The organism is Xanthomonas sp. 3075 (genome assembly GCF_014197275.1).
In the GTDB taxonomy this organism is placed as follows: domain Bacteria; phylum Pseudomonadota; class Gammaproteobacteria; order Xanthomonadales; family Xanthomonadaceae; genus Xanthomonas; species Xanthomonas campestris_B.
In genome coordinates this window covers 24,104-51,002 of sequence record NZ_JACIFI010000025.1, presented here as the reverse complement: position 1 = coordinate 51,002, position 26,899 = coordinate 24,104, and the positions used below count along the sequence as shown (strand labels likewise).

The following is a 26,899-nucleotide window of genomic DNA, read 5'->3' as shown; positions in this document are numbered from 1 at the left end:
GTGTTTGATCTGGACTTCTGACGGCATCCACCAAGATACGGCCGACAAAACCACTGCACTCACTGACAGGCGCTCGCTAGGTTTTGCTAGCTGCTCTAAGTCGAATGCATCGGTTGCGTCATCGGGCATGGCAGTCCCCTACCGCCGTAGCCAGGCGACCAGCAACGCCACCGAACCGGCCGCGCCGCTGATCCAGCTCCATACCGGCACCGTGCCCAGATACCAGCCATTCGGATGCAGGCCGTACAGCACCGCAGCGACCACCAGCAGGCCGCTACCGGTGATGGCGGTGACCACGCGCGTCTGCAGCTTGCGCAGGCTCACATCCAGCGCGCGCAACTCGGCCGAGCGGATATCGAGTTGATGGCGGCCTTCCACCTGTTGCTTCAACCAGCTGTGCACCAGCCGCGGCATGTCCGGCGCGTGGGTCATGATCTCCGGCAGCCGCTTGCGCAACTCGCCGATCACGCGGCGCGGGCTGTAACGCTCGCGCAGGATGCGTTCGAGCACCGGTCGCGCCACCGCCCAGATATCCAGCTTGGGGTCGAGCTGGCGGCCCACGCCTTCGATGTTGAGCAAGGTCTTCTGCAACAGGATCAATTGCGGCTGCAAGGTCAGCTCGTAGCGCTGCGCCACGCGGAACAACTTGATCAGCACCTGCGCCAGCGAAATTTCCGACAGCGGCCGGGTGAAGTACGGCTCGCACACCGAGCGCGCGGCGGCTTCCAGTTCGTCGATGCGCACGTTGGACGGCATCCAGCCCGCCTCCACGTGCAGCTCGGCCATGCGGCGGTAATCCTTGTGGAAGATCGCCATGAAGTTCTCGGCCAGGTAGTACTGGTCCTCCTGCGAGAGCTGGCCCATGATGCCGAAATCCAGCGCGATGAAGCGCGGATTGAGGCGGCGCTCCGGGTCCGAGTCGACCCAGATGTTGCCGGCGTGCGCATCGGCATGAAAGAAATTGTCGCGGAACACCTGCGTGTAGAACACGCGCACGCCCTTGGCCGCCAGCGCCTTGCGGTCGATGCCGGCGGCATCGAGCTTGGCGATGTCGTCGGAGGGAATGCCGTACACGCGCTCCAGCGTGAGCGCGCGCTCGGCGGTGTGCGACCAGATCACTTCCGGCACGTACAGATCGTCCGAGCCTTCCCAGAACCGGCGCAGCACGCTGGCATTGGCGCCTTCGCGCTGCAGATCGAGTTCGGCCGACAGCGTGCCTTCGATCTCGGCCACCACTTCGCGCGGGCGGATCTTGTCCGCACGCGGGTGGGTGCGCTCGACCAGGGTGGCCAGCGAATGCAGCAACGCGATGTCGGCATCGATCTGGCGCTCGATGTCCGGGCGCAGCACCTTGACCACCACTTCGCGGCGCACGCCGTTGGCGTCCGGCGGCAACGTGGCCGCATGCACCTGCGCGATCGAGGCCGAGGCCAGCGGCACGGTGTCGAACGCGGCGAACGCCACGCTCACCGGCAGGCCGAGCGCACGCTCCACGATCAGCCGCGCGGCCTCACCGTCGAACGGCTTGACCCGGTCCTGCAGCAAGGTGAGTTCTTCGGCCACGTCGGCGGGAATCAGATCGCGCCGGGTCGACAGGATCTGGCCGAACTTGACGAAGATCGGCCCCAGCTCCTGCAACGCCAGACGCAGCCGCGCACCGCGCGATTGCGCGGCGATCTCGGCGCTGGCACGCGGCACGAACGGCTTGGCCACCCGCAGCCAGCGCTCGGCCGCGCTGCCTTGCAGCAGATCGTCCAACCGATAGCGCAGGATCACCCGCCCGATGCGGCTGGCGCGCAGCAGCGCCTTCATGGCGTGCCTCCGGTGGTGCGCAGGCGGCTGACGCGCGCAGCCATCCGTTCCACGTCGTCGCGCAGCTCGTCCACATCGTCGTGGAAGGCCTCGAGTTCGGCGCGCGGCACCACATCGCGCGATTCTTCGGTCACGAATTCGGCCGCGCTGTGCGCCAGATCCACCGCGCTGCGGCGCGCCTGCTGCAGCGCTGCACGCACCGCATTGGCAAGTTGCACGCCCAGGATCTCGCCGAACACCGCCACGAACGGCAATTGCCAATCCGGATCGAAGCGGCCGGCCAGTTGCTGCAGCTGGCGCGCCAGCTCGGCGTCGCCGGAAACCTTGAGCCGGCCGGCGGGTGCGCCGCTGCGGCGGGCGTTGGCCAGAAACGGCAGCTGGCCGAGCAAACCGGCCAGGCTGCTGCGCACGGCCAGATCCGGCTCCTGGGCCTGGTCCACCGGGCCAACCAGCAGCCGGCGCTCGTGCACGCGAATCTGCAGGGCCAGCGCCGGGGCTTCCAGGGTCAGCGCGATGCGTTGCCCCTCCAGTGGCAGCAGGGCGTCGCGGGTATCCGGGTCCAGCGCCAGCGCGCGGTTGAGCGCAGCTTGCAAAGCCTGGCCGGCGAGCGGCTTGAGTGAGTTGAACAGTGATCCGGGCATATGCACATTCTACCGTCCCTGCATGCCGCTACTGCCTGAGCACGAAAGCGCGGGTGCATGTCCGGAGGCCGGCGCGGCGATCCTGGTCATGGCACGGACGCCGTGGCCGCACGGCGGATCGACGCGCCCGCTTGCTGGATAGCCTGCAGGCCAACGGCGGTGCAGCCGTTACCGACCCGTTGCACGTCCTCCCCGCCGGGCGCTCACTGCGCGCGACACCGCAGGTGCCATGCGAGCACTGCAACCTCCAACCTCAAGCGCGGCGGGCGCGCAGGACCGCGAGCTGCGCGCGCTGTGCGGCGGGTCATCGCCCCTGGGTTGCAGGCTTTCGTCGACCTGCGCGCCACGGCATGCTGACGACCTCATCACACAGGTGGCAGGAGCAGGCAATGCGCAAGATCCGGGTCGGTCTCATCTTCGGCGGCAAGTCGGCCGAACACGAGGTCTCGCTGCAATCGGCACGCAACATCCTGGAGGCGCTCGATCCGCAGCGTTTCGAGCCGGTGCTGATCGGTATCGACAAGCACGGCCAGTGGCACGTCAACGACCCCGACAGCTTCCTGCTGCATGCCGACGATCCGGCGCGGATCGCGCTGCATCGCAGCGGGCGTGGCGTGGTCCTGCTGCCGGGCGCCCACCAGCAACAACTGCGACCGACGCAGCCGGACCAGGCGCTGGCGCAGATCGATGTGGTGTTTCCGATCGTGCACGGAACCCTGGGCGAAGACGGCTCGTTGCAAGGGCTGCTGCGCCTGGCCAATCTGCCGTTCGTCGGCTCCGGCGTGCTCGGCTCGGCAGTGGCGATGGACAAGGACCTGACCAAACGCGTGCTGCGCGATGCCGGCCTTGCGGTGGCGCCGTTCGCCTGCTTCAACCGCCACACCGCCGTACACGCCGATATCGATGCGTTGATCGCGCAGTTCGGTTTGCCGCTGTTCGTCAAACCGGCCAACCAGGGTTCGTCGGTTGGCGTCAGCCAGGTGCGCAGCGCGGAGGCGTTTGCCGGCGCGCTGGCATTGGCGCTGGCATACGACCACAAGGTGCTGGTGGAGGCGGCGATTGCCGGACGCGAGATCGAATGTGCGGTCCTGGGCAATGCGACGCCGCAGGCCAGCGTCTGCGGCGAGGTGGTGGTGCACGATGCGTTTTATTCCTATGAAACCAAATACATCCGCGAACACGGCGCCGATCTGGTGATACCGGCCGACATCGATACGCAGACGCAGCAGCGCATCCAGCAAATCGCGGTGCAGGCCTACCAGGCGCTTGAGTGCGCCGGCATGGCGCGTGTGGATGTGTTTCTGTGCGCCGATGGCCGCATCGTCATCAACGAGGTCAACACCTTGCCGGGTTTCACCCGGATTAGCATGTATCCCAAACTGTGGCAGGCAAGCGGGCTGGACTATCGGGATTTGATCACGCAGTTGATCGAGCTGGCATTGCAGCGGCACGCCGACGATCAGCTGCTGCGCAGCGCAGTGGACACGCCTGCGTGAGTCCGCCGCAGATCCGCGCGGTACAGCCGCACGATCATGCCGCATTGCTTGCACTCAACAATGCGTACGCCACCGCGTTGTCGTTGCTGGAGCCGATGGATTGGCCACGTTGCTCCAGCTGGCGTGGCACGCACGCGTTGTCACGCCGGCGGACGGTCTGTTGATCGCGCTGGATCACACTGCCGATTACGCCAATCCGAACTTCGCATGGATGGCGCAGCGCTTTGCGCGCTTCGTGTATGTCGATCGCATTGTGGTCGCCGCACACACACAGGGGCGCAATCTTGCAACGCAGCTCTACGACGAACTCATCCGCAGCGCGCGTGCAGCGGCGCAGCCGCGGCTGGTGTGCGAGGTCAACCTGATTCCAGCCAATCCAGCCTCGCTGGCACTGCACTCTCAGCTGGGATTCGTAGTGATCGGCGATGCCCTGCTGACCAACGGCAAGCACGTGCACTACCTGGAGAAACTGCTGTGAAATCCACACGCAATTGTGGAACACGCCAAGACGCACATGGCCCGCCTCCTTTCGGAAGCGGGCCATGTGGGCGTCAACCAGCAGCGCCGCTGCGATGACTCATCGCAATCAGGCGTTATACCTTGCCGCGGCGGAACATCGAGATCACTGCCAGGATCAGGAACACCACGAACAGGATCCAGGCAATGTTGGTTGCTGCACCGGCAATACCACTGAAGCCCAGCACGGCAGCGATGATGGCGATGACGAAGAAGATGATGGCGTAATGCAGCATGGCAAGGATTCCAGAAGTTGTCGTGCCGAATCGGCGCAGACGTATCCTGAAGAAGTGGCGGTCTTTACCGGGTGATGGCAATGTCGTTGGAAGATGAGGATCGCAGCCGTTGCAGACCTTCTTCGATGCTGATCTGCGGCACATAGCCGAAGTCACGACGTGCCGGTTCCATACTGTACCAATGTGGCGTGCATAGCTGTTCGACCAGAAAACGCGTCAACGGCACTTCGCCAGGCAGACGCAACAGTGGCCACATGGTCTCGCACACCGCACCGATCCTGTATGCGGTCTTGAACGACAGCGAACGCGTCACGGCCGGTGCATCCACCGCCGCCAGCAGGCGGTTGAGCAACTCGCGCATCGGCAAGGGCTCGCCATTGGAGATGAAGTAGGCCTTGCCCGCACACGCAGCGTCCGGCGCGAGATGCGCGAACGCATCGAAATGCGCCAGCGCGGCATTGTCGATGTAGGTGCTGTCCACCAGGTTGCTGCCATCGCCGACCATGCGCAGCCGCCCGGCGCGCGCACGCGCGGCAAGACGCGGCAACAGGTGATTGTCGCCTGGCCCCCAGATCAGACGCGGACGCAAGGCCACCGTCGCCAGTTGCGCATCGTTGGCCGCCAGCACCGCGCGCTCGGCGATCGCCTTGGTCGCCGCATACGCCGCGCGCAGATCCTCGCCATACGGCACTTCATCGGCGCCCAGACCTTCGACCGGGTTGGTGGCGCGATGGGTCACGCTGGGCGTGGAGGTATAGATCAGGCGCGACACACCGTTGGCGCGGCATGCATCGAGCACGTTCTGCGTGCCAACCACATTGGCCTGGTGATAGCTATCGTAGCTGCCCCATGCACCGGCCTTGGCAGCGTTGTGGAAGACCGCATCGATACCGGCGAAGGCATGCCGCACCGCTTGCGGGTCGGCCAGGTCGCCACGGATCTGGCCGACCCCCAACGTCTGCAGGACCGGGTAATCGCCGCGCTGGAAACTCACCACCTCGTGCCCGCGCGCGCGCAAACCGCGGCACAACGCCTGGCCGAGAAAGCCACCACCACCGGTCACCAGCACCTTCATTGCATCGCATCCATCGTTTCTGCAGGTCGCACACAATAGCCGGACCGGACCGTCATCGCGATGCGGCGCACCCGGGCGCGCACCTTTGGCATACGCAACCCCTTGATCGCAAAGACCTTCATAAATCTTCATCGAGACATCAGGCAGTTCATTCGCCTTGCTGGCGTCATGGCCACACGTTCGATCGTTGGAGTCGCCATGACCCGTCTGCCACTGCTGTTGTCCACCCTGTTCGCCGTCTCTGCGCTGCATGCTGCGCCGCCCGTTGCCGCGCCAACAACCGCCAACACAACAGCCACTACGCCAGCACCTGCCGCTCCAAAGGCCCCTACGCCACCTGCGCTGGATGACGGCTGGCCAGTCGCCAGCGCTGCCGCCAATGGCTGGAATCCCGCCGTGCTCGCGCAGATGGAACAGGCGCTGGCCACCGATCTGGCACCAGCTACCACCAGCGTACTGATCGTGCACAACGGCGTGCTGGTCTACGAACACTACCTGGGCGATGCCGATCGCCAGACCTTGCACGACACCCGCTCGCTGACGAAAAGCGTCACCGGGCTGCTGGTCGGTGCGGCGATCGAGCGCAACCTGATCCCAAGCACGCAAGCCAAGGTCTACGACTACTTCAGCGACCGCCAGTGGCAACATCCCGATCCAGGCAAGCGCGACATCAGCATCGAAGATCTGCTGACGATGAGCTCGCAGCTGGAATGCAACGACGACAACGCCTTCTCTGCCGGCAACGAGGAGCGCATGTACGTGAGTGCGGACTGGACCCAGTTCGCCCTGGATCTGCCGATTCGTGGCTATGCGCCATGGATGCAGCGGCCCGCGCAAAGTCCGCACGGTCGCGCGTTCTCTTACTGCACCGCAGGCTCCTTCCTGCTCGGTGCGGTGCTGGAGAAAGCCACCGGACAGCGATTGCAGGCATTCGCAGCCCAGGTCCTCGAAGAGCCGCTCGGTATCGAACACGCGCAGTGGAACGTGTCGTCCGAGGGAGTCGGCATGGGCGGCGGCGGCACGCGTTATCGCAGCCGCGATCTGGCCAAACTCGGCCAATTGCTGCTCGCACAGGGCCGTTGGCAGGGGCGCCAGGTGATTGGCGCAGACTGGATCCGCGCAATGACCAGCGTGCATGCGCAGGCACGCGAGGATGCCGATTATGGCTACCAGATCTGGCACTTCCTGTTTCCGGTGCGCGGCGTACAACGCGACACCTGGGCGATGTCCGGCAATGGCGGTAACTACGTATTCGTCGTGCCCGAGGAGCAGTTGGTGGTCGTGCTCACGCGCAGCGCCTACAACACCCGGCAGATGCACCAGCAATCGCATCGGTTGCTGAGCGACTATGTGCTCAAGGCGCTGCCCGAGAGCAACTAATCGTCTCAGCCCCGCTCGGACGTCGCATCTGCCGGCAGCAGATTGCGAGCACGCAGCTGCGCACGCTGGGCAGCAAGCTCCGCATCGATCCGTGCCAGCAACGCTGCAAACTCCGGCAGGCTTCGCAGGGGTTTGAGTAGCGGCGAATGACGTAAATAGCCGGCATTGCGATAGCCCGCCGTTTCGGCGCGTTGCAGCGCGCGCATTGCCGCCTCGGGTGCATCCGCACACAGCAGCAGCACTGCCGCATCGATCGCATCGAACGGGTCGCCGCCACGTTCCACGCTGACCAGCAACTCCTGTGCGTGCGCATGCAGCGTTGCGGTCATCGGTACCGGCTGCGCGTGCAACGCCCACGCAACCGTCTGCGCGAAACTGCCTTGCGGACGCAACTGCAGTGCATGCAGCGCCGCGCTGTGTGCAAGCGAGGTGTCGCCACGCATCCACGCAAGCTCGGCCTGCAATACCCACAGCCCTGCATAGGCAGTGCCGCGACCCAGCGCTTCGTTCAGCGCGGTCTGCGCCTCTGCCGCACGGCCGTGTTCAAACAAGAAGGTGGGCCAGGCCAGATTGGAAAACGCATTGTCCGGATACAGCTGAAAATTGTTCCGATAGCGCGCTTCGGCCGCACTGGCATAGCCGAGCAAGCTCAAATTGCTGGCGATCTGGATCGGCAGAAAGCGTACGCGCGTGGGATCACGCACCGCCAGGTTGGCCGACAACGCCTGCACCAGCTTTCCTTGTCGCTCGTACAGATAAGCGGCCGAGCCGCGCACCGCGTCGGCGTTGGGATCCAACTGCAATGCGCGCTCGTAGGCGGTCAGCGCATCGGCATTGCGGCCCTGACAATCCAGCGCATAAGCGCGCGCGGCATGCGCTGCGGCAAGGCGCGGTTGCGCAGCCACCACGCCATCGGCCAGTTGCAAGGCCTGCAGTGCGAATCCGGTATCGGCGTCGTATTGGCACACGCGCGCACTGTAGGCGCGACTCAGACCGAGCTGCGCCTGCCGATCGTCCGGTGCATCCTGCAAGCGCTGCCGATACAAGCCGATGGCGCGTTCGTTGTCGTCGCGCTGGCCGATGCCGGCGTAGTAATCGGCGCGTTGCAACACGGCCGCTTGTGCTGGTGGCGCCTCACGCGACTGCAGCCACCAGATTGTGCCAACACCAACGCAGGCCAGCAGCGCGCCCGCGGCAAGGATCCAGCCTGCATGACGGCGTACGGCACCTGCGGGCGGCGCTTGCTCCTGCTGCACCGGCACGCACAGTTGATAGCCCTGTCCGCGCACCGAGCGCACATAGCGCGGCTGCCGCGAGTCATCGCCCAAGGCCTGCCGCAACAGGCGCACGCGCTGGGTGACGGTTTCCTCGTTGACCAGCGCCGGCGCCCATACGTTCTGGATCAACTCGTCGAAATCGACCACCCGCTGCCCCTGCTGCAGCAAATAGTGCAGCAGGTGGAAACTCAGCCCGCCAACCCCCAGCACGACGCCGTCGCGCTCCACACGCTGACGCGCCACATCGATGCGCAGGTCATCCAGTCGATAACGCGCGCGCATCGTGGGGCTCGGCGCTACTGCTGCGCCGCCCAGATCGCCAGCGTTTCGCGGCCGATCTTGGCGTTATGGCGGATGTCCACCGGAAACCCGGAATGGCGCAGGAAACGCGCGATGCCTGCGGTGTGCGAATGCGCTGCACCCAGCGCACGCAATGCAGCTTCCACGTCCGCAAACGCCGATGCCGCAACGCCTGGCTGCAGTTCCACGCACAGCACCGGTTGCTGCTGTCCAGGCGCGCCGATACCGACCAACGCGGTGCGCCGCACCTGCGGATGCACGTTGAAGACCGGCTCCACCTGTTCGGTATAGAGCGGCCCGGTGGCCGTTTCCACGCGGTGGGTCTTGCGCCCGCAGAACCACAAGCGTCCTTCGGTATCGAAGTAGCCCACATCGCCCATGCGATGCACGATGCGGTCGCTGCCGTCCACGTTGCGCTCGCGGATCTTGGCAATCCGCGTGGCCGCATCACGGTTGAAGTAGGTATCGGTGGTGGTGGGGCCGGCGACGGTGATCTCGCCAACCTCGCCCACCGCCAGCACGCGCACGCCGCTCCAGTCGGGAATGGCCGCATCGTCGATGGCGATGATGCGCACTTCATTGGGCGCTACCACGTGGCCAACACAGGTGCCGGCGCCGGCCTCGGTGGCGGCGCGGGTGGCGTCCAGCGTGCGGCCTTCGATCGCGGCCACCGGCAGACATTCGGTGGCGCCGTACGGCGTCCAGAATTGCGCATCTGCCGGCAGCAACGCGCGGATCCTGGCCACCACATCCGGCGGCACCGGCGCACCGGCCGAGGTGGCCAGGCGCACGTTAGGCAAAGGCTGACCGTAGTCGGCCAGCACGCGCATCAACGCCGGCGAGCCGAACAACTGGGTCACTCCGAAACGGTCGATCGCATCGTGCAACTTGCGCGGATCGGCAGTGGCCGGGCGGGTCGGATCCATATCCGGAATCACCGAGGTCAGCCCCAATGCCGGATCGAACAAGGCAAACGGCGGGAACGTCGGCAAGTCCACGCCACCGGGCTGCATGCCGAACGCATTGCGCAGCAACTCGATCTGGCCAACGAAGTGCCGGTGCCGGTACACCACGCCCTTGGGCACGCCGGTCGAGCCGCTGGTGAACAAAATGGCCGCCACATCGTCCGGCCCGGTGTCGGCCAGCTGACTGCCGGCGCCGGCGCCATCGCGCTCCACGCGCGCCAATGTCACTCCGCCCCAGCCGTAACGGCCACCGACGCTGACGATCTGTTTGGCCGAGCGCGCCCAACGCAACAGACGGCGCGCCAGCTGCGCAAGCGGAATGCCGATAAACGCCTGCGGCTGCGCTTCGTCCAGGCATTGCTTGAGCGCGCGCTTGTCGATGCCCGGATCCACCAGCACCGGCACCGCACCGGCCTTGAACAACGCGAACATCAGCAGAAAGAATTCCGGCGACGGCCGCACCATCACCACCGCGCGCACGCCGCGTCCGATGCCGTGCAGCGCCAGGCCAGCGGCGATCGCATCGCTGCGCGCGTCCAGTTCGGCATAGCTCAAGGTCACGTCGTAGGCAGCAAAGCCATTGGCGGCACGGCGGCCCGGACAACGGATGGCAATCTGCGCGGGGCGCTCGCGCGCCAGGGTCGGCAGGGTGGCGGCAATATTGCATAAAGGCGTCGTCATCGCCGCATTATCACTCATGCGCCGGCCGCACTGTCCGCTTGCGGCACGCTCAACCTCACCCGCGCGATGGCGGGCCTGTTCGTCGCACATCGGCTGTCGTCCTGATCGCGCTTCATCGGGCGACCAGGTCGCTCCGCCGGGGGTGGCACGCACGCAGCATTCCCATTGTGCAAGTCGCAACGCTGCGCGCCCTCGCCGACCTGGCGCAGATGAACCGCTAACCCGCACGCACCTTCGCCACTTGTATCGCGCCGTGGTTCGGTCAGAATGCCGCGCTCTCCACGTTGTTTTGCCGCGCAAGGCCCGGCACCCATGGCACATCCCTGCCTTACCTGCGGCGCTTGCTGCGCCTACTTCCGCGTCAGTTTCCACTGGAGCGAAGCCGACCCCGGGTTGGGCGGCAGGGTGCCGATCGAGCTGACCGATTCCTTGCGCACGCACGAGCGGGTGATGCGCGGCACCTCACAAACGCAACCGCGCTGCATCGCGCTGGATGCGGACATCGGCCGCTACAGCCGCTGCAGCATCCACGACCGCCGCCCTTCTTCCTGCGCCGCGGTACCGGCCTCGCTGGAATTCGGCCAGCGCAGCGCGCAATGCGACAAGTCGCGGCTGGCGCATGGCCTGCATGCGCTCACCGAAGCCGATTGGGTCGGCGTGGACGACGCACAGCGCAATCCGCTGCCACTGCTGTAACGGCCTCGCCGCAGCGAGTGCGTGCACTTTTGTTGACAGCAGCCGACACAGCACGTGACGCGGCCGATGCTCGGCATCGGCCGCGTCACTGATGCAATCCAGTTCCTGCGCACGCTCGCGCCTATCTGCCGAGCGCGCGGTATGCTGGTAAACGGCTTACAGCGGATTGCGCTCCAAAAACGCGCGGATCGCCGGCACCAGCACCTCGTGCTTGTCTTCCAGCACGTAATGGTTGGCATCGTCGAACGCAGTCACCTCGGCAGTCGGCAATGCCTTGCGAAAGCCGGCCAGGAAGTGTTTGTCGAAACAGATATCGCGCAGCCCCCAGGCGATGAACGCCGGGCGATCGGCAAACGACGGCAATGCCTGCGCCGAGCGCTCCAGCAACGACCAGGCCTGGTCGGCCGGCGACAACGGAATATCCTGCATGAAGCGAATGGTGGAGATGCGGTTGCGCCAATTGTTGTACGGCGCAACATACGCGCGACGCACGGCGGCCGGCATCCGCCGCGATACGCCAAACCACGAAGCGCCGGACGAAAACGCATTGAACGTGCGGATAAACCACTCGCCCGGCCGCCAATGCCGGCCCATCGCAATCTGCCACGGCATCGGTTTCTCCGGCGGCAACGGGAATGCGGCTGTGTTGGTGATCACCAGCCGCTTGACCTGCGCGTGATGCGATAACGCCCAGCAGAATCCGATCATGCCGCCCCAATCGTGCACCGCCAGCGTAATCGGGCCGGTGATGTCCAGATGCCGCAACAACGTGTCCAGATCGTCCACGCGCGACTGCAGCGTGTACTCGTAACGCGGCTGCGCGTCGGGCGCATCGTCCGGCTTGTCCGACAGCCCCATGCCGATATGGTCGGGCACGATGCAGCGGTAGCGATCCGACAGCCCGCTCACCAGGTTCCGCCACAGATAGCTCCACGACGGATTGCCGTGCAGCATCACGACCACTTCGCCATCGCGCGGACCTTCGTCCAGATACGACATCGCAATACCGGGTCGCACCTCAAGGCGCTTGGGAGTGAAGGGATAGCCTGGGTAGTTCATGGATCTCTCTATTCGCTAAAGCCTGGACTGGGTATGTCTGGCAATTCGCCAGCTACATCACCGCGACGGAATCGAAAATACGCTGGATTTATCTGCATCGTCGACAGCGGACGTGCGCAAACCGATCGCTCACAGCGGCTGCGCTCCTTCGCTGAGGATGTCGAGATAAGCCTGATAGGCAAAGACGCGATGCCGCTGCTGGCCAGTGAGTTCGTTGACGATTTCCAGCTCCTGCAGGGTGCGTACCGCGGCACGGATGGTGGGCGCACTAAGTGACAGGGTAGGAGCCACTTGCGGCACCGCCAGCACCACGCGCCGCGCGAACTGCTCAAACACTAGGCCGACGTTACCTGCTCGCTGGCCCAAAGCGGCAATGCGAGCACGGTCACGTGCCAACAGTGCCAACAGACGCTGCGCCGTGTCGACGGCTTGTTGCGCGGTCTCCGCCACGCCATCCAGAAAGAAACCAAGCCATCCTTCCCAATCACCGTTGAGTCGCACCGCATTGAGGCGATCGTAGTAATCGGCACGACGGCGCTTGAAATACAGGCTCAAATACAGGCTAGGCTCTCGCAGCACGCCTTCGCTGCACAGAATCAGGGTAATCAGCAGCCGTCCCAATCGGCCATTGCCATCGCTGAAGGGATGGATTGTTTCGAACTGCACGTGGGCAAGCGCCGCCTTCACCAACGGCGGCACCTGGCCCTGCGGCGCATGCAGAAACTGTTCGAGTGCCGACAGCGCGTCGGGCAATGCATCTGGCGGTGGCGGAACAAAGTGTGCAAGTGCGGGCAAGGCCCCGCCGACCCACACCTGACTACGGCGGAATTCACCTGGCTGCTTGCCGGCACCACGGCCACCCTGCAGCAGCAACGCATGCATTTCGCGGATCAAACGCAGCGACAGCGGGAAATCGTCTTCGCGCAGGCGCCGCAAGCCATGGTTGAGAGCCGCGACATAGTTGGACACTTCTTCGACATCGTCGATAGGCACGCCCGGCGCGGCATCCATTTCAAACAGCAGCAGATCCGAAAGCGATGACTGGGTTCCTTCGATCTGGGACGACAGCAAGGCTTCCTTGCGGATGTACTGATAGAGGAACAGTTCGGGGTCCGGCAGCATCAGTGTGATGCCATCCAGTCGCCCCAATGCCTGGTCGGCGCGCTCCTTGCGCGCCACCAGTTCCGACTCTGCGAAATCCAATGCCGGCAAGGGCGGCAATGGATCAGGAACAAACGCTTGGTAACGGCTCCCGGCAAGAGCGCCAGGGACGTAATGTCCGGTGATGCGGTGGCCCATTATCTTTCCTTACAGCCCGCAATCGTTCTTGCAAGGAAATTTAGATACCACTTTTTTTCCTAATTGGCGACATTACCCAGCATAAAAACAGCCCATGCCGGGCAACATCAGCGGCTTACCAAACCACTTCCGCCATCGAGCAATTCAGCCCCGACCCAATGCCCAGCAGCGCAATCCGGTCGCCTTTCTTCAAGCGGCCCAGTTCCTTGAGCTTGCTCAGTACGATCGGCACCGATGCAGGACCGATGTTGCCGTGTTCGCCAAAGATGGTCATCACCTTGGCCGGGTCGATGCCGAACGACTTTACGAACGCAGCGGTGTGCGGGCGGCTGACCTGGTGGATGACGAACTGGTCCAGCTCGTCCACCGCCCAGCCGAGCACCTGCTTGGCGGCCACAAAGGTCTTCTGTGCCAGCTTGATGCCTTCGATCAGCAGCAGGCGGGTGTCGGTGACCATGCGGTCCAGGTTGCCCCGGCACAGCTTGTTCCACTCGGTGGCCGAGCGGGTCACGCCACCTTTGTAGCGCGGTGCGTCTGGCACCAGCTCGGTGCGTGCCATCACCATGGCCGCCGCACCGCAGCCCAGCGTCAGCGCCGCGAGTTCATTGCGGAACTCTTCTTCGGTGACGTCCGGCGAGGTCATGCGCTCCAGCGTCTTTTCGTAGACCAGGTTGGCGGTCTCGCCGTCGACGACCAGCGCGTAGTCGATCTCGCCGCGTTCCAGCATGCGGGCGGCGATGTCCATCCCGTTGATGAAGGCGAGACAGGCGTTGGCGACGTCGAAGGTGACGCAATGGTCACTGACCCCGAGATTGCCGGACACGATGGAGGCGGTGGACGGCTCCAGGTAATCACGGCTCACCGAGGTGTTGACCAACAGGCCGATCTTCTCGATGCCGATCCCGGCGTCGATCAGGGCCTTGCGTGCGGCCTGGGTGGCGGCATCCGATGCCTGGACATCCTGGTCCCACAAGCGCCGTGCATGGATACCGGCAACGTCGCCCAACACGTCGGTCTTGATTCCGAGGCGGTCGTAGGTCGGTTGCAGGCGCTCGTTGATTTCCTTGGAAGTCAGCGTGTGCGGCGCATCAATATGCGCCAGTCCCGCGATGGAGACATTCTGGAAGAGCATCGAAGTAGCGCCATGGCGTCAGGCGAGGGGGCGCTAGTCTAGCCGCTGGCTGGTTTTACCGCATCTTTACAATTGAACCGCCCTCGCCCCAGCACAACCGTTCAGCGCGGCGGGCAGCGGAAGGCGTTGAAACGCTGGCTGCCATCGGCCGGCTGGCCCTGGGCCTGGACCGTGTTGGCATTGGCTCCGGGCGCTTCGTTGCGGGCCAGGGTTTCCAGTTCTTCCTGCACCCGCAACGGGTTGCGGTTGTAGAAACCGACCTTGCTCTTGACCGACACAACCACCTCACCCTGCTGCTGACACCCCGCTGGCACAGGGCCTGCGGGCAGGACCTGCACGCCTTTACCGCTTTGTTCGATCGGCACCCAGGTACAGGCCGCGGTGGTGGCGGCAACCAGAACAGACAGCATCAGCACGCGCATAAGTCTTAGACACCGAAGGGTAAAGCCCGATTGTGCCGCAGTTGCCTGGTGGCGATCAGGTCCTGGCAAGCGGGTGCCACACCCTCATTCAGCGCAATGGCCTGGGCCTGAATCGCCCGATGCAGCCGCCCTGTTGGGCTGTCCGCCGGTCGCGTACCCGTCCAGGTGTCCGGACGCGGACACTGCGCCGCAGAATAAACCCTTTTAAAAACAACGGCCTGAAATTGGCATGCAGGTTGCTTTGCTTCAAGCAGCGCATCCGACTATTACTCGAAAATGACTTTAAGCTGAACGAAAATAGATTCGCAGCGAAAGTTCTTGTGAATACCGAAACAGTGTACTACCTTACTACCACACCACCACTTAACAACACCAAGAGACCTCGCCATGAAGACCCAGACCCTGCGCATTGCCCTCTCCGCCGCGCTGCTCGCCGGCACCGCCCTGGCCGGTTTCGCCCAGGCCGCCAGCCTGACCACGCTGGATACCGTCCAGGTGCGCCCGTCTGCTGAGCAGATCGCGCAGCAGATGCTGGAGCGCCACAGCGACATCCGCACCCTAGCCGCCGTGCAGGTGCGTCCGTCCGCTGCACAGCGCGCTGCCCTGGCCGCCGAGCAGGCCGGCCCGCGTATCGCCACGCTTGCCGCCGTGCAGGTGCGCCCGTCGGCCGACCAGCGCGCCGAGTTGATGGTGCGCAGTGCACCCGCCGCTGCGCAGGCCAGCTCTGGTCAGGCCGCTGTCGCAATCGGCGCACTGGTCGGCCAGGTCATCGTCAACCTGCCGGTGCCGCAGCTGCAGCCCGCGCCGATCGAACTGGAAGCGCTGGTCAACGCCGCCATCAGCCTGTAAGCACGCGCGCAGCTACACTTGCGCGCATGTCAGCCCCCGTCCTCGATGTCATCCTGTTCCAGCCGGAAATTCCGCCCAATACGGGCAACGTGATTCGCTTGTGCGCCAACACCGGCGCGCGCCTGCACCTGATCGAGCCGCTCGGCTTCGACCTCAGTGACAAGCAACTCAGACGCGCCGGCCTGGACTATCACGAATACGCAAGCCTGCAGGTGCACGCCGACCTGCCCACCGCACTGGCCGCAATCGCACCCAGGCGTGTGTTTGCGTTGAGCACCCGCAGCACCGTGCGTTACGACACACCGCAATTTGCCGATGGCGATGCCTTCTTGTTTGGCCCGGAAACACGCGGCCTGCCCGCCGACGTGCTGGACTCCATCCCGCAGCAGCACCGGCTACGCCTGCCGATGCGCCCGGACAATCGCAGCCTCAATCTGTCCAACACCGTTGCGGTGATGGTGTTCGAAGCCTGGCGGCAATGGAACTTCAACGGCGGCCAGTAAGCGCGCTGATCGAGGCGGCCACACGACGGGCGTGATTGATTTCCATGATGCCCAGGCGACCGCCTGATGCCCGCACGCCACCGGACCGACAGGCTGATGATCGCCCTGCGCATCATTGGCGCGCACGCGACGCTCGCTGGCGATAATGCGGCTGATGGTTCTGATGGCAGCGTCTTACTGCGCCGCTTGCACGCCGGTCGTTGCCTGCAACATGCCGCGACATCCGGCCCATAACGCCACTGCCAAGAACGCGATCGCCCCCAGCGCCAGAAACGCGATGCGATACCCGAACGCATGCGCCAGCCAGCCACCGAACGCCGGGCTCAGCGATGCGCCGATACCTTGGACCGTCATCACCGCGCCCTGGCCGACATTGATGCGTCCGGTACCCTGCAGCAACCGCGCCACCAGGGCCGGCACCACCACGCTCTGCAAGCCGGCGCCGAGTCCGTCGAGGATCTGCACCGGAAACACGCCCCAGACGTGGATCACCGACGCGGCCACCAGCGCGCGTAACGGCAACGCCATGAAGGCGATCAACAGCACCCACCAATGTCCATGCACGCGGATCCAGCGCATCGCCAACAACGCCACCACCATCATCGTAGCCTGCGCGACCACGATCGTGGTGGCGGTCAACGCGCTTGGGTCGCCCGCATGCGCCGCGACGATCGCCATGCCATACAGCGGCAGCATCGCCGCGTTGCCCAGGTGGAACAGCGCCAGTGTCACCGCCAACAACGCCAGCGGGCGGCAGGTCAGCAGGACACGCCAACCGCTGAGGCCATTGGCACCGTCGGCATCGCCCAGACCGCGTGCGGCGCGGTCGTCGATCGCAGCGGATGGAATCAGCAGCACCGCCGCAAGCGCAAACACGCCGAACACCGCAGTGAGCAAGAACACGGCGCCGAATCCGTAGCGCCACCCCAACCAGCCGGCCAATACCGCCGCCAGCATGTTGCCGGCATGGTTGGCGAATTGATTGCGCGCCAGTTGGTGATCGAATCCGCGCGCTTGCACCAGTCCCAGCGTGATACCGGTGAGCGCGGGGCCGATACCGGCCGCCGCCAACGCCGAGACGACCTGCGCGGCGACCACGCCGGAGGAGGTCGGGCGCAGCCAGATCAATGCGGTCGCCAACAGGATCGCCAGGCAGCCGATGACCACCACGGTGCGTTTGCGCCGGGTGGCATCGACCAGGGCGCCGGCCGGCGTGGTGGCGAGCATGCCGGCGATACCGCCCACGCTCATCACCGTGCCGATCGCCGCCACCGACCAGCCTTTCGATTGCAGGAACACGCTGAGGAACGGCCCCAGCCCGTCCTGCACATCGGCCACGCTGAAATGCAGCGCCTCCAGCGCGCGCGTGCCACGCGGCCGGCGTGATCGGGTCATGCGCATCGGCATGCCCGGCGGCGCCATGCGATGCCGTTGCACACGCCTGCATGCAAGGCAACGGTGATCGCACGGTTTTCACTCCAACGCGGCAGCCACATCGTAAGGCTCCTAGTGCTTGGGCTTGGGCTTGTCTGCATCGGGGCCATGCGGCGGATGCGCGATCGGCTTCAAGGTGGCGGCCTTGGCGCCCAGGGCGTGTGCATGGATCAGTACACCGTGCGGCGTCGTTCTGGTATCGCCTTCGGCCACCAGCGGCTTGCCGACCACCAATTGCCTGGAAAAATCAGCGCCGGCATGTGGTGGAAACCGCACTGTCACCTCGTCATCGAGCAACACGCCATGCACCTGTCCGTGCGGGCCGTGCAACAAGCGCGCGATGGTCCCGCTGTGCTGGGTGTGCTGCGGCTTCGGCGGCTTGCCGGCAGGTGGTTTGGGCTTGGGCTTGGCATGCGGCCCGTGCGGGCCGTCATCGACAATCCGCTTGCCGCCATCCGGATCGATCGCCAGGGCCACCAGCATGTCCACATCGCGCGGCTTGAGGCCACGCACGGTCAACGCACTGCCGGGCTTGAGCGCCTTGAGCAAGGCGGCGGACAGATGCGGCGGCGTGTGCACCTCGGTGCCGTCGGTCAGCAGCAGGCCATCGATATCGGCCTTGGGATTGAGCAGAAAGCGCGCCAGCGTGCCGCGGGTTTCGGGAAGGAAATCGGGATCGACCCAATGCATGGTGTTACTCCAACAAGGTAGGACCGGCCAAACGCCGGCAAGCCGCACCCATGACCCGGTGTCCGGACATGGGCGCGCAGATATGCAACGCGATAGCGCTCTATGCGACCGGCGTGCCGCCGATCAGAGCCCTGCCGGCGGCGGCGGCGGCGGCGGCACCGGACCATCGGGCTGCGGCGTGTTGAACAGCGCGCGCTGCGAGGAGCGGTCGCGGCCCAGTCGAGTCGCCTCGATCGCACGGCCGTCCGGGGTGGCCACGCCAAATCCACTTGCGCTCAACGGCGCGCCCACGCGCAACAGGTCGGCGAACATCATCGCCAGATGCGGCGGCATCCGCACCACGGTGCCATCGCTCACCAACGCGCCGTTGACATCGCCGGCCGGGCCATAGACCAGGCGGCGGATCGTGCCGTCGGACTGCAGCGGGGTCAGTTGGGCCTGGGTCGGCGGCACCGGCGGCGGCGCGCCGAAGGTGGGGGGACGATCGACCACCTCGCGGCCGCTGCGGCCGGAGCGGATCGCGTTGGCCTGCAGGACCGGCAGGTCGCCCAGGCGGAAGCCCTGCACGACCACGCTGTCGCCGGCACGTACGGCGGCCTTCAACTCGGCCGACAGATGCGGCGGGAACCCCACCTGGGTGCCGTCGCGCAGCCACAGGCCATCGGCCTCGCCATTGGGATTGAGCATGAAGCGCTCGACCGTGCCGGACACGCTCACCGGGGTGGCGGCCACCGGGCCCGGCGGGCCGCCGACCGGACCACCGGGCGCACCGGGACCAACCGGCGGGGGCGGCGGAACCTGCGCGGCGGCGGCGGCCACGGTGCAGGCCAGTGCGAAAGCAAGAGCGGTTTGACGAATCATGGACTGTCTCCAAAGCGGCAGGAGGACCGCTGGCAGGTAGAACAAAGCAGCTATCGTGCCAACTCCCAATCCATTGTTTTTAAAGTGTTTTTATGGTCTTTCCCACACATATCCCGTCCGCGTTTCATACACTCCTGTCCGCTTTGGAGACACTCGCCACGGGCATGTCGCTACAGTCCGTGCTCTTCGAGCTTGCGATACAACAGCTGGCGATGAATGCCGAGCCGGCGCGCGGCTTCGGCACGGTTACCGCCGCTCTGTGCCAATGCGTCCCGGATCATCTGCTTCTCCAGTCGCGCCACCGCTTCGGGCAAGGTGCCTTCCACCGCCGCCATCGTCATGGGCTGCTCGGCACTTTCGCCCAGTGCCTCGTCCAGATCCTCGGCAGCGATGCTGTGGCCGCGCACCAGCAGCTGGCTGCGTTGCATGACGTTACGCAGTTCGCGCACGTTGCCGGGCCACGGATAGGCCAGCAGCCGCGCTTGCGCATCCGCCGACAACACCCGTGCTGCAGCGTCGCCAGTGCGCAGGAAGTGCTGCGCCAGCAACACGATATCCTGGCCGCGTTCGCGCAGCGGTGGCAGTTCGATCGGCACCACGTTCAAGCGATAGCGCAGGTCGCTACGAAATTTCCCGTCCGCGACCCAGGCCGCCAGATCGCGATGAGTGGCCGCCAACACGCGCACATCCACTTTCTGCGCACCGCGCCCGCCCAGCGGCGTCACCTCGCCTTCCTGCAGAAAGCGCAGCAACTTGCCCTGCATCGGCAACGGCATGTCGCCGATTTCATCCAGGAACAAGGTGCCGCCATCGGCTTCGCGGATCAGGCCGATGCGATCACCGGTCGCACCGGAGAACGCCCCCTTGCGGTGGCCGAACAATTCGCTCTCCATCAACTCCAATGGAATGGCCGCGCAATTGACCGCGACAAACGCTGCATCGGCGCGCGCGCTGGCACGATGCAAGGCACGCGCAGCCAATTCCTTGCCGGTGCCGGTCTCGCCGGTGATCAACACCGGCAAATCGGAGGCTGCCGCCAGCCCGATGCGTTTGTGCACGGTGCGCATCGCCGGGCTGTGGCCGACCAGGGCATCGTCCTCCTCGGCCGGCGCGTCAGCCGCAGCGTCCGCGGCCGCGTCATCGACGCGGCTCAGCAAGGCGCGCTGCACCACCTCGACGATATCGGCACGCCCCACGGGCTTGACCAGATGATCGAAGGCGCCGAGCGTCATCGCTTCGATGGTGTTACCGCTGGATGCGTATGCGGTCAGCATGACCAGGGGCACCTGTCGTGCGCGTGCATCGTCAGCGCGCGCACGCAGCACGTCGATGCCATCCATCCCGGGCATGCGGAAGTCCACGAACGCCAACGCGATACCGCCCTCGTTCAAGCGCGCCAATCCGTCCGCACCGTTGTCCACCGCAATGACCGTATGCCCGAGCGAACGCAGCGTTGCCTGCAAGGTGCCGAGAAACGCGGCGTCGTCATCGATGATCAGGATGCGCGCCATGGCAACTCCACAATGAAATGGGTCACGCCATCGGCGTGCGTGTAGTGCGCCTGCCCGCCATGCGCGCGCGCGATCTCGCGTACCAGCGCAAGCCCGAGACCGTTGCCGTCGCTGCGACCGCTGACGAATGGCTCGAACAACTGCGCGGCGATCGGCTCGGCGATGGCCGCGCCATGGTTGGACACCCGCAGTTGCAACAGACTGTCGCTGGCACTCGCGTCCACGACCACCGCGCTGCCTGCATCGGCATGTTGTAGCGCATTGCGCACCAGGTTGTGCACGGCGCGCCCGAGCTGTTGCGGGTCCAGTGTCCACGACAACGGCGTGGCGGGTGCGCGCAACTGCGGCGGCGGTGCGCCGGGCGGTAGCAGGGCCGGCTCCAGCAGCGCCGCCAGCCAGTCCTGCACGACGACAGTTTCCAGTTGCAGACGGATCGGCTGCACCATGCCGAGCAGGCTTTCGACCACGCCATCCAGACGTCGGATCTGCGCAAGCATCAAGGCGCCATGCGCCACATCGTCCGGCGTGCCCTGGCGAGCGGCGATCTCGTTTTCCACTGCCAGGCGCATCGTAGCGATGGGATTGCGTATTTCATGCGCGACCGTGGCCGTCAGGCGCCCGAGCGCAGCCAGACGCTCGTGACGCGACAACTCGTCGGCCAGCCGCCGTGTCTGCGCCAGCGCATGCGCGTTGCGCTGCGCGTAATCGGTGACGGCCGCGCCCAGCCGATCCAGCTCGGGCGCGCCGGTAATCGGAATCTGCGGCGTTTCGGTGTCTGCCGCCAGCGCCTGTTGAATGCGATGCAGACGTTGACTCCAGCGCCGCACCACCACGCCCAGCGCAATGGCCGACACCGCCACCAAGGTAAAGATCAGCAGCATGCCGACCACCAACGGGCGCCACGCATCCGAATTGCTGGCCGGTACGCGCGACATCGTCCAGGCCGCAGTGCCGGGCGCCATCGGGCAGGCGCTGATCAGCAGCACCTCGCGGCTGCCATCGCGACGAAATTGCACGATTTTCTTGCCGACCGCACTTTGCCGCGCGGTGCTGACAATCGTGCCCCACTCGGCGGCGGGGATATCGGTCTTGTGATCGCTGCCGTCGTAGGTGGGGTAGGCGTATGCAATGAAGCCCTTGTCGAGATTCCACACCCCGCCTTCAACGCCTGGGGCGTCGGCCAGCACCAGTTGCACCACCACCGCCGCCAGCCCGGCGCCATTGTCGCCGCTGCGCGCGGCCTCGCTTGCGCCGGCATAGCGCTGCACGATACGCGTGCACTGGGCCGTCAATTGTTGGCGTGCTTCATCCAGCCGCACGCCTTCGGTCTGTTGATACAGGCCGTACAACATCGTGGCCACCCCCACGCAGGCGGCCACGATCACCACCCAGATCAGCAACAGTTGGCGCAGCAGGGAACGAGGCATGCAGAACGGTCCGAAGAAGACGTGCGGTGATGGAATGCGGCGCAGGTGTCAGCGCATGTTGGTCTTGACCAGATCGATCACTTCATCGCCGCGCCCACTCATCACCGCCTTGAGCAGATACAGGCCCATGCCCTTGGCCTGCTCCAGCTTGATCGCGGGCGGCACCGCCAGTTCCTGCGTGGCGATGCGCACATCCACCAGGGCCGGACCCGAATGCGCAAACGCCTGCCGCAATGCGCGCTCCAGCTGCGACGATTCATCGACACGGATGCCCAGGATACCCATCGCGTTGCTCATCGCAGCAAAATCCGGGTTCTGCAACGCGGTGCCGGTATCCAGATAGCCGGCGGCCTTCATTTCCATCGCCACAAATCCCAGCGACGCGTTATTGAACACCACGATCTTCACCGGCAGACGCAGCTGCGCCAGCGAGATGAAGTCGCCCATCAACATCGCAAAGCCGCCATCGCCAGACAGCGAGATCACCTGACGCCCCGGAAACGCCGCCTGCGCGCCCAGGGCCTGCGGCATCGCATTGGCCATCGAACCGTGATTGAACGAGCCCAGCAGACGCCGCCGTCCGTTCATGCGCAGATAGCGCGCGGCCCACACCGTCGGCGTGCCGACATCGCAGGTGAATACCGCATCGGGGTCGGCAATCTGGCTGATCATCCGCGCGACGAATTGCGGATGCAGCGGCGCGCCAGAGTCTGCCGGCACCGCCAGATCGTCCAGCCCTTCGCGTGCCTTGCGGTAATGCGCAAGCGACTTGTCCAGGAAGTCGCGCTTCTCGCGCCGCTGCAGGTGCGGCAGCAAGGCGGCGATGGTTTCGCCCACATCCGCTGCGATGCCCAGCTGCAACGGCGTGCGCCGTCCCAGCGCACTGGGATCGCGATCCACCTGCACGATGGTCGCGTCCTTCGGATAGAACTGCCGATACGGAAAATCCGTGCCCAGCATGACCAAGGTGTCGCAGTTGAGCATGGCGTGGTAGCCCGAGCTGAAGCCGATCAGGCCGGTCATGCCGACATCGAACGGGTTTTCCCACTCCACGTATTCCTTGCCACGCAGCGCATGCACGACCGGCGCACCCAGGATGTCGGCCAGTGCCACCACCGCATCGTGCGCGCCGGCGCAGCCGCTGCCGCACAACAGCGTGATCGCTTCGCTCTGTTGCAGCAGCTCGGCCAACTGCTGCACATCTTCGGGAGCCGGCAGTACGCGCGGTTGGCGCAGTTGCGGCCACGCCGTGGGAATGTGCTTGTCCACTTCCAGCAGTGCGATATCGCCGGGGATCACCACCACCGCCACACCTTGCTGCAGGATGGCCGCACGCATCGCGCGGTGCAGCACTTCCGGCAGCTGCGCCGGATTGGTGACCAACTCCACAAAGTGACTGCACTCGCGGAACAGTTCCTGCGGATGTGTCTCCTGAAAATAGTTCAGCCCGATCTCGGACGAGGGAATATGCGCGGCGATCGCCAGCACCGGCTGGCGGCTGCGATGGCAATCGAACAGCCCGTTGATCAGGTGCAGATTGCCCGGCCCGCAGCTGCCCGCACATACCGCCAGCTGGCCGGTCACCGCCGCTTCGGCGCCGGCTGCGAATGCGGCCACTTCTTCGTGGCGCACATGCATCCACTCGATCGTCTGCATCTCGCGCAAGGCGTCGGTCAGCCCGTTGAGGCTGTCACCGGTGACACCCCAGATCCGCTCCACACCCGCGCTCTGCAGCGTCTCGGCCAGAAACCGCGCCAACGTCTTCTTCTTCGCCACGATGCAGCTCCACGCATGTTCAACAAGCCTGGCATGCTCCCAGCGACAGCGTCAGAGCAATGTGCTGGGATCCCTGTGCCTGCCAAAGAATTCGCTGGGAAACAGGCAGCTGTACACGCGCGCCTCATATCCAGCGCGTGTAAGCGCCAACCCGTCACACTTTGTGCGTGATTACGCGTGTTGCAGCTTGATGACAAGAAAGCGCAGCTGAACTGGGCGCGATGATTCACGCACCGGTCAGTTCAAAATTCAGGCCGCGTTCCATCGAATAACGGAGAATTTACATCTCGGCAGCGAACGGCATCCGCCTCAGCGCCGGCCCAAACCATAAGTACAGGTATTGACCATGAAGACTTCACTGCTGGCCCTCGGCCTTCTCGCAGCCCTGCCGTTTGCGGCCTCCGCTGCTGAAAACCTCTCCTACAACTTCGTCGAAGGCGACTATGTGCGCACTCCGACCGAAGGCCGCGACGCTGATGGTTGGGGCGTGAAGGCGTCTTACGCCGTCGCTCCCAACTTCCACGTGTTCGGCGACTACAGCAAGCAGAACGCTGACGACGACGACAACGTGTTCGAAAGCTCCAACTCCGATTTCCAGCAATGGGGCGTCGGCGTGGGCTACAACCACGAAATCGCCACGAGCACCGACTTCGTTGCCCGCGTTGCCTACCGCAAGCTGGACCTGGACACCCCGAACATCAGCTTCGACGGCTACAGCGTTGAAGCCGGTCTGCGTAACGCCTTCGGCGAGCACTTCGAAGTCTACGCGCTGGCTGGTTACGAAGATTTCTCCAAGAAGCGTGGCGTCGATATCGGTGACAACTTCTACGGCCGCCTCGGCGCCCAGGTCAAGTTGAACCAGAACTGGGGCATCAACGGCGACATCCGTATGGATGGCGACGGCAACAAGGAATGGTCGGTCGGCCCGCGCTTCAGCTGGTAAGCCGCACGTTTGACGGCAGCGCGACTCTCTCTCCCGCGTTGCATTGGAAGCCCGGTCCCACGACCGGGCTTCTTTCTTTTGGGCGATTGGTTGGCCGTGACGCACGCGTCCATGGCCCGGCGCAGCGTCCACATGCTGCACGCCTGCGCAATTACGCCACGCAGCGACAGATGTGAGCCGATGCACGCGAGCAACAAAAAAGCCCGGCATCGCCGGGCTTTTTTGTTGGTTCTGCGCAGCGCAATCGCCGCGACACCCCGCTCAGGTGAACAAGGTCTGCGGATACTCGGGCTTGCGCTCGCGTGCCAGCAATTCCTTCAATCCCGCTTCCGGGGTGATCTCGCCATGCAGGACCGCACGCACGGCGTTGGAGATCGGCAACTCGATGCCGTGCTGTTCGGCCTGACGCATGACTTCATCGGCCGTCTGCACCGATTCAACCACCTGGCCGATCTCGCGGATCGCATCGCTCAGGCTCTGACCGCGTCCCAACGCCAACCCCAGCCGGCGGTTACGCGACAGATCGCCGGTCGCAGTCAGCACCAGATCGCCCAGACCGGCCAATCCCATCAGCGTCTCCGGGCGCGCACCGATCACTGCGGCCAGGCGCAGCATCTCGTTCAGGCCACGGGTGATCAACCCGGCGCGTGCATTGAGGCCCAGTTGCATGCCATCGGCCACGCCGGTCGCCACCGCCAGGACATTCTTCATCGCACCGCCCAGCTCGGCCCCCACCATGTCATCGCCGGTGTAGGCGCGGAAGGTGGGGCCGTGCATGGCGTCGGCGACGATTTGCGCGAACGCCGCATCGTCGCCGTGCACGGTGACGGCAGTCGGCAGACCGAGCGTGACTTCCTTGGCGAACGACGGTCCGGTCACCACCGCCAGCGGAACGTCGCCGAGGATGTCGCGCGCCACTTCGTGCAGGAAACGCCCGGAACCGGGTTCGAATCCCTTGGTCGCCCAGGCAACGCCGACCGTGGCCGGACCCAGCGGTGCAATCAATTTGACCGTTTCGGTGAACGCATGCGACGGCACCACGACCAGAATCCAGTGTGCGTCGGCGATGGCCAGCTGCAGATCGGTGGTGGCCCGCAGGCTATCGGGCAGCGCAATGCCGGGCAGATAGCGCACGTTCTCGTGGCGTTGGTCGATGGCATCCACCATCGATGCATCGCGTCCCCAGAGCACGGTCGGGTGACCGTGTCTGGCAAGCAGCGCGGCCAGGGCAGTGCCCCAGGAACCGGCGCCGAGAACGGCGATCTTGTGTTTCACATCGCTCATTGGCACCACAACGCTTAGGCGTTGCCGGCCGGCTCGGAATCGGCCAGCGAGGTGCCTTCGCCCTGCGAACGCTGACGCAGGGTTTCTGCATACAGGGCTTCGAAGTTGATCGGCTGCAGGTAGAACGGCGGGAAGCCGCCAGCCTGGATCAGATCGCTGACCAGGGTGCGCACGTACGGGAACAGGATGTTCGGGCACTGGGTGCCCAGCAGCACGTCGATCGCCTGCGGCTCCAGGCCCACCAGGCCGAACACGCCGGCCTGCTGCACTTCGGCCACATAGGCGGTCTTGCCACCGGCGGTGCAGGTCAGGGTGACGGCCAGCACCACTTCGAAGGCGCTGTCATTGAGGCGCTGCACCTTCTGATTGAGGTTCAGCTGCAGCTCGGGCTGGTTGGCGTCATTGAAGACAGCCGGTGCGTTCGGCGATTCGAAAGAAACGTCTTTGACGTAAATCTTCTCGATGGTGAACGCGGGGCCAGCAGCGGCGTCGGCCGGCGCAACTGCGCCGTTGATGATTTCGTCGGACATTCCTAACTCCAGAAACGGTTCGATGGATGCAACGTTGAGTGATGCAGACGTGAAAGCGGCAGTATCTCACGCAAGCAATGGGGGCTTGCCTGGCGCCGCACAAG

At 65.0% G+C, this 26,899-nt stretch carries 26 protein-coding genes; 7 read left to right on the top strand and 19 right to left on the bottom strand.

The window, feature by feature from the left end:
• Window positions 1-138: 138 nt before the first annotated feature.
• Window positions 139-1,812, bottom strand: a complete 1,674-nt coding sequence (ubiB, locus tag GGR62_RS18455) for a ubiquinone biosynthesis regulatory protein kinase UbiB (protein ID WP_184409291.1) — start codon at window positions 1,810-1,812, stop codon at window positions 139-141.
• Complete coding sequence (locus tag GGR62_RS18450) at window positions 1,809-2,453, bottom strand: SCP2 sterol-binding domain-containing protein (protein ID WP_184409290.1); 645 nt, start codon at window positions 2,451-2,453, stop codon at window positions 1,809-1,811. Before GGR62_RS18450 ends, ubiB begins: the two co-directional genes overlap by 4 nt.
• Before the next feature lie 389 nt (window positions 2,454-2,842).
• Between GGR62_RS18450 and ddlA the strand changes: the two genes are divergently transcribed.
• Both ddlA and GGR62_RS20980 read left to right on the top strand, forming a co-directional pair.
• Complete coding sequence (gene ddlA / locus GGR62_RS18445) at window positions 2,843-3,949, top strand: D-alanine--D-alanine ligase (RefSeq protein ID WP_184409289.1); 1,107 nt, start codon at window positions 2,843-2,845, stop codon at window positions 3,947-3,949.
• A 100-nt stretch (window positions 3,950-4,049) separates the two neighbouring features.
• Window positions 4,050-4,427: a GNAT family N-acetyltransferase gene (locus tag GGR62_RS20980; RefSeq protein ID WP_260306290.1), complete on the top strand. Its 378-nt coding sequence runs from the start codon at window positions 4,050-4,052 to the stop codon at window positions 4,425-4,427.
• Window positions 4,428-4,542: 115 nt separating this feature from the next.
• On the opposite strand, the gene GGR62_RS18435 is transcribed toward GGR62_RS20980, so the two are convergent.
• The 3 genes from GGR62_RS18435 to GGR62_RS21330 all read right to left on the bottom strand — a co-directional run bounded on the left by GGR62_RS18435 (window position 4,543) and on the right by GGR62_RS21330 (window position 5,898).
• Complete coding sequence (locus GGR62_RS18435) at window positions 4,543-4,701, bottom strand: DUF1328 domain-containing protein (RefSeq protein ID WP_003468167.1); 159 nt, start codon at window positions 4,699-4,701, stop codon at window positions 4,543-4,545.
• A 64-nt stretch (window positions 4,702-4,765) separates the two neighbouring features.
• Complete coding sequence (gene oleD, locus GGR62_RS18430) at window positions 4,766-5,776, bottom strand: 2-alkyl-3-oxoalkanoate reductase (RefSeq protein WP_184409288.1); 1,011 nt, start codon at window positions 5,774-5,776, stop codon at window positions 4,766-4,768.
• Complete coding sequence (locus tag GGR62_RS21330; protein ID WP_260306289.1) at window positions 5,773-5,898, bottom strand: hypothetical protein; 126 nt, start codon at window positions 5,896-5,898, stop codon at window positions 5,773-5,775. Before GGR62_RS21330 ends, oleD begins: the two co-directional genes overlap by 4 nt.
• A 286-nt stretch (window positions 5,899-6,184) precedes the next feature.
• On the opposite strand from GGR62_RS21330, the gene GGR62_RS18425 reads away from it, so the two are divergent.
• Window positions 6,185-7,156, top strand: coding sequence for a serine hydrolase (locus tag GGR62_RS18425; protein WP_184409301.1), 972 nt, complete (start codon window positions 6,185-6,187; stop codon window positions 7,154-7,156).
• 5 nt (window positions 7,157-7,161) lie between these two features.
• On the opposite strand, the gene GGR62_RS18420 is transcribed toward GGR62_RS18425, so the two are convergent.
• On the bottom strand, window positions 7,162-8,715 hold the full coding sequence (locus GGR62_RS18420) for a winged helix-turn-helix transcriptional regulator (protein ID WP_184409287.1): 1,554 nt from the start codon (window positions 8,713-8,715) through the stop codon (window positions 7,162-7,164).
• Window positions 8,716-8,729: 14 nt separating this feature from the next.
• A complete protein-coding gene (gene oleC, locus GGR62_RS18415) occupies window positions 8,730-10,379 on the bottom strand; it encodes an olefin beta-lactone synthetase (RefSeq protein WP_184409286.1) in 1,650 nt (549 codons plus the stop codon).
• A gap of 312 nt (window positions 10,380-10,691) precedes the next feature.
• Between oleC and GGR62_RS18410 the strand changes: the two genes are divergently transcribed.
• Window positions 10,692-11,075, top strand: coding sequence for a YkgJ family cysteine cluster protein (locus GGR62_RS18410; RefSeq protein WP_184409285.1), 384 nt, complete (start codon window positions 10,692-10,694; stop codon window positions 11,073-11,075).
• Window positions 11,076-11,231: 156 nt separating this feature from the next.
• Here the strand turns inward: GGR62_RS18410 and GGR62_RS18405 are convergent, their stop codons facing one another.
• The 4 genes from GGR62_RS18405 to GGR62_RS18390 form a co-directional block, all read right to left on the bottom strand.
• The gene (locus GGR62_RS18405) at window positions 11,232-12,134 is read right to left on the bottom strand and encodes an alpha/beta fold hydrolase (protein WP_184409284.1); all 903 of its coding nucleotides are present in this window, start codon (window positions 12,132-12,134) and stop codon (window positions 11,232-11,234) included.
• 129 nt (window positions 12,135-12,263) lie between these two features.
• A complete protein-coding gene (locus tag GGR62_RS18400) occupies window positions 12,264-13,433 on the bottom strand; it encodes a Fic family protein (RefSeq protein ID WP_184409283.1) in 1,170 nt (389 codons plus the stop codon).
• 115 nt (window positions 13,434-13,548) lie between these two features.
• A complete protein-coding gene (locus GGR62_RS18395) occupies window positions 13,549-14,565 on the bottom strand; it encodes a 3-oxoacyl-ACP synthase III (protein WP_184409282.1) in 1,017 nt (338 codons plus the stop codon).
• A gap of 101 nt (window positions 14,566-14,666) precedes the next feature.
• The gene (locus GGR62_RS18390; RefSeq protein ID WP_023902137.1) at window positions 14,667-14,987 is read right to left on the bottom strand and encodes a DUF4156 domain-containing protein; all 321 of its coding nucleotides are present in this window, start codon (window positions 14,985-14,987) and stop codon (window positions 14,667-14,669) included.
• Window positions 14,988-15,374: 387 nt separating this feature from the next.
• Between GGR62_RS18390 and GGR62_RS18385 the strand changes: the two genes are divergently transcribed.
• Both GGR62_RS18385 and GGR62_RS18380 read left to right on the top strand, forming a co-directional pair.
• A complete protein-coding gene (locus tag GGR62_RS18385) occupies window positions 15,375-15,836 on the top strand; it encodes a hypothetical protein (RefSeq protein WP_184409281.1) in 462 nt (153 codons plus the stop codon).
• A gap of 26 nt (window positions 15,837-15,862) precedes the next feature.
• On the top strand, window positions 15,863-16,339 hold the full coding sequence (locus GGR62_RS18380; protein ID WP_184409280.1) for a tRNA (cytidine(34)-2'-O)-methyltransferase: 477 nt from the start codon (window positions 15,863-15,865) through the stop codon (window positions 16,337-16,339).
• 174 nt (window positions 16,340-16,513) lie between these two features.
• Here the strand turns inward: GGR62_RS18380 and GGR62_RS18375 are convergent, their stop codons facing one another.
• From GGR62_RS18375 to poxB, 6 genes are all read right to left on the bottom strand, one after another.
• The gene (locus GGR62_RS18375) at window positions 16,514-17,740 is read right to left on the bottom strand and encodes an MFS transporter (protein WP_184409300.1); all 1,227 of its coding nucleotides are present in this window, start codon (window positions 17,738-17,740) and stop codon (window positions 16,514-16,516) included.
• Window positions 17,741-17,845: 105 nt separating this feature from the next.
• Window positions 17,846-18,463, bottom strand: a complete 618-nt coding sequence (locus GGR62_RS18370; RefSeq protein ID WP_184409279.1) for a hypothetical protein — start codon at window positions 18,461-18,463, stop codon at window positions 17,846-17,848.
• A 123-nt stretch (window positions 18,464-18,586) separates the two neighbouring features.
• Window positions 18,587-19,324, bottom strand: coding sequence for a hypothetical protein (locus GGR62_RS18365; protein ID WP_184409278.1), 738 nt, complete (start codon window positions 19,322-19,324; stop codon window positions 18,587-18,589).
• A 170-nt stretch (window positions 19,325-19,494) separates the two neighbouring features.
• Window positions 19,495-20,835 (bottom strand): sigma-54 dependent transcriptional regulator, encoded by a 1,341-nt coding sequence (locus tag GGR62_RS18360; protein WP_184409277.1) that lies wholly within the window; start codon window positions 20,833-20,835, stop codon window positions 19,495-19,497.
• Window positions 20,820-22,262 (bottom strand): HAMP domain-containing sensor histidine kinase, encoded by a 1,443-nt coding sequence (locus GGR62_RS18355; RefSeq protein ID WP_184409276.1) that lies wholly within the window; start codon window positions 22,260-22,262, stop codon window positions 20,820-20,822. Before GGR62_RS18355 ends, GGR62_RS18360 begins: the two co-directional genes overlap by 16 nt.
• Before the next feature lie 48 nt (window positions 22,263-22,310).
• Entirely contained in the window at window positions 22,311-24,020 is a 1,710-nt protein-coding gene (poxB, locus tag GGR62_RS18350; protein ID WP_184409299.1) for a ubiquinone-dependent pyruvate dehydrogenase, read from the bottom strand.
• Window positions 24,021-24,384: 364 nt separating this feature from the next.
• Here poxB and GGR62_RS18345 point away from each other — a divergent pair, with 364 nt between their 5' ends.
• Complete coding sequence (locus GGR62_RS18345; protein WP_184409275.1) at window positions 24,385-24,981, top strand: diffusible signal factor-reguated Ax21 faimly virulence factor; 597 nt, start codon at window positions 24,385-24,387, stop codon at window positions 24,979-24,981.
• 261 nt (window positions 24,982-25,242) lie between these two features.
• Here GGR62_RS18345 and GGR62_RS18340 read toward each other — a convergent pair whose 3' ends face one another.
• Entirely contained in the window at window positions 25,243-26,265 is a 1,023-nt protein-coding gene (locus GGR62_RS18340) for an NAD(P)H-dependent glycerol-3-phosphate dehydrogenase (RefSeq protein ID WP_184409274.1), read from the bottom strand.
• 14 nt (window positions 26,266-26,279) lie between these two features.
• Complete coding sequence (gene secB / locus GGR62_RS18335) at window positions 26,280-26,795, bottom strand: protein-export chaperone SecB (protein WP_184409273.1); 516 nt, start codon at window positions 26,793-26,795, stop codon at window positions 26,280-26,282.
• Window positions 26,796-26,899 lie beyond the last annotated feature (104 nt).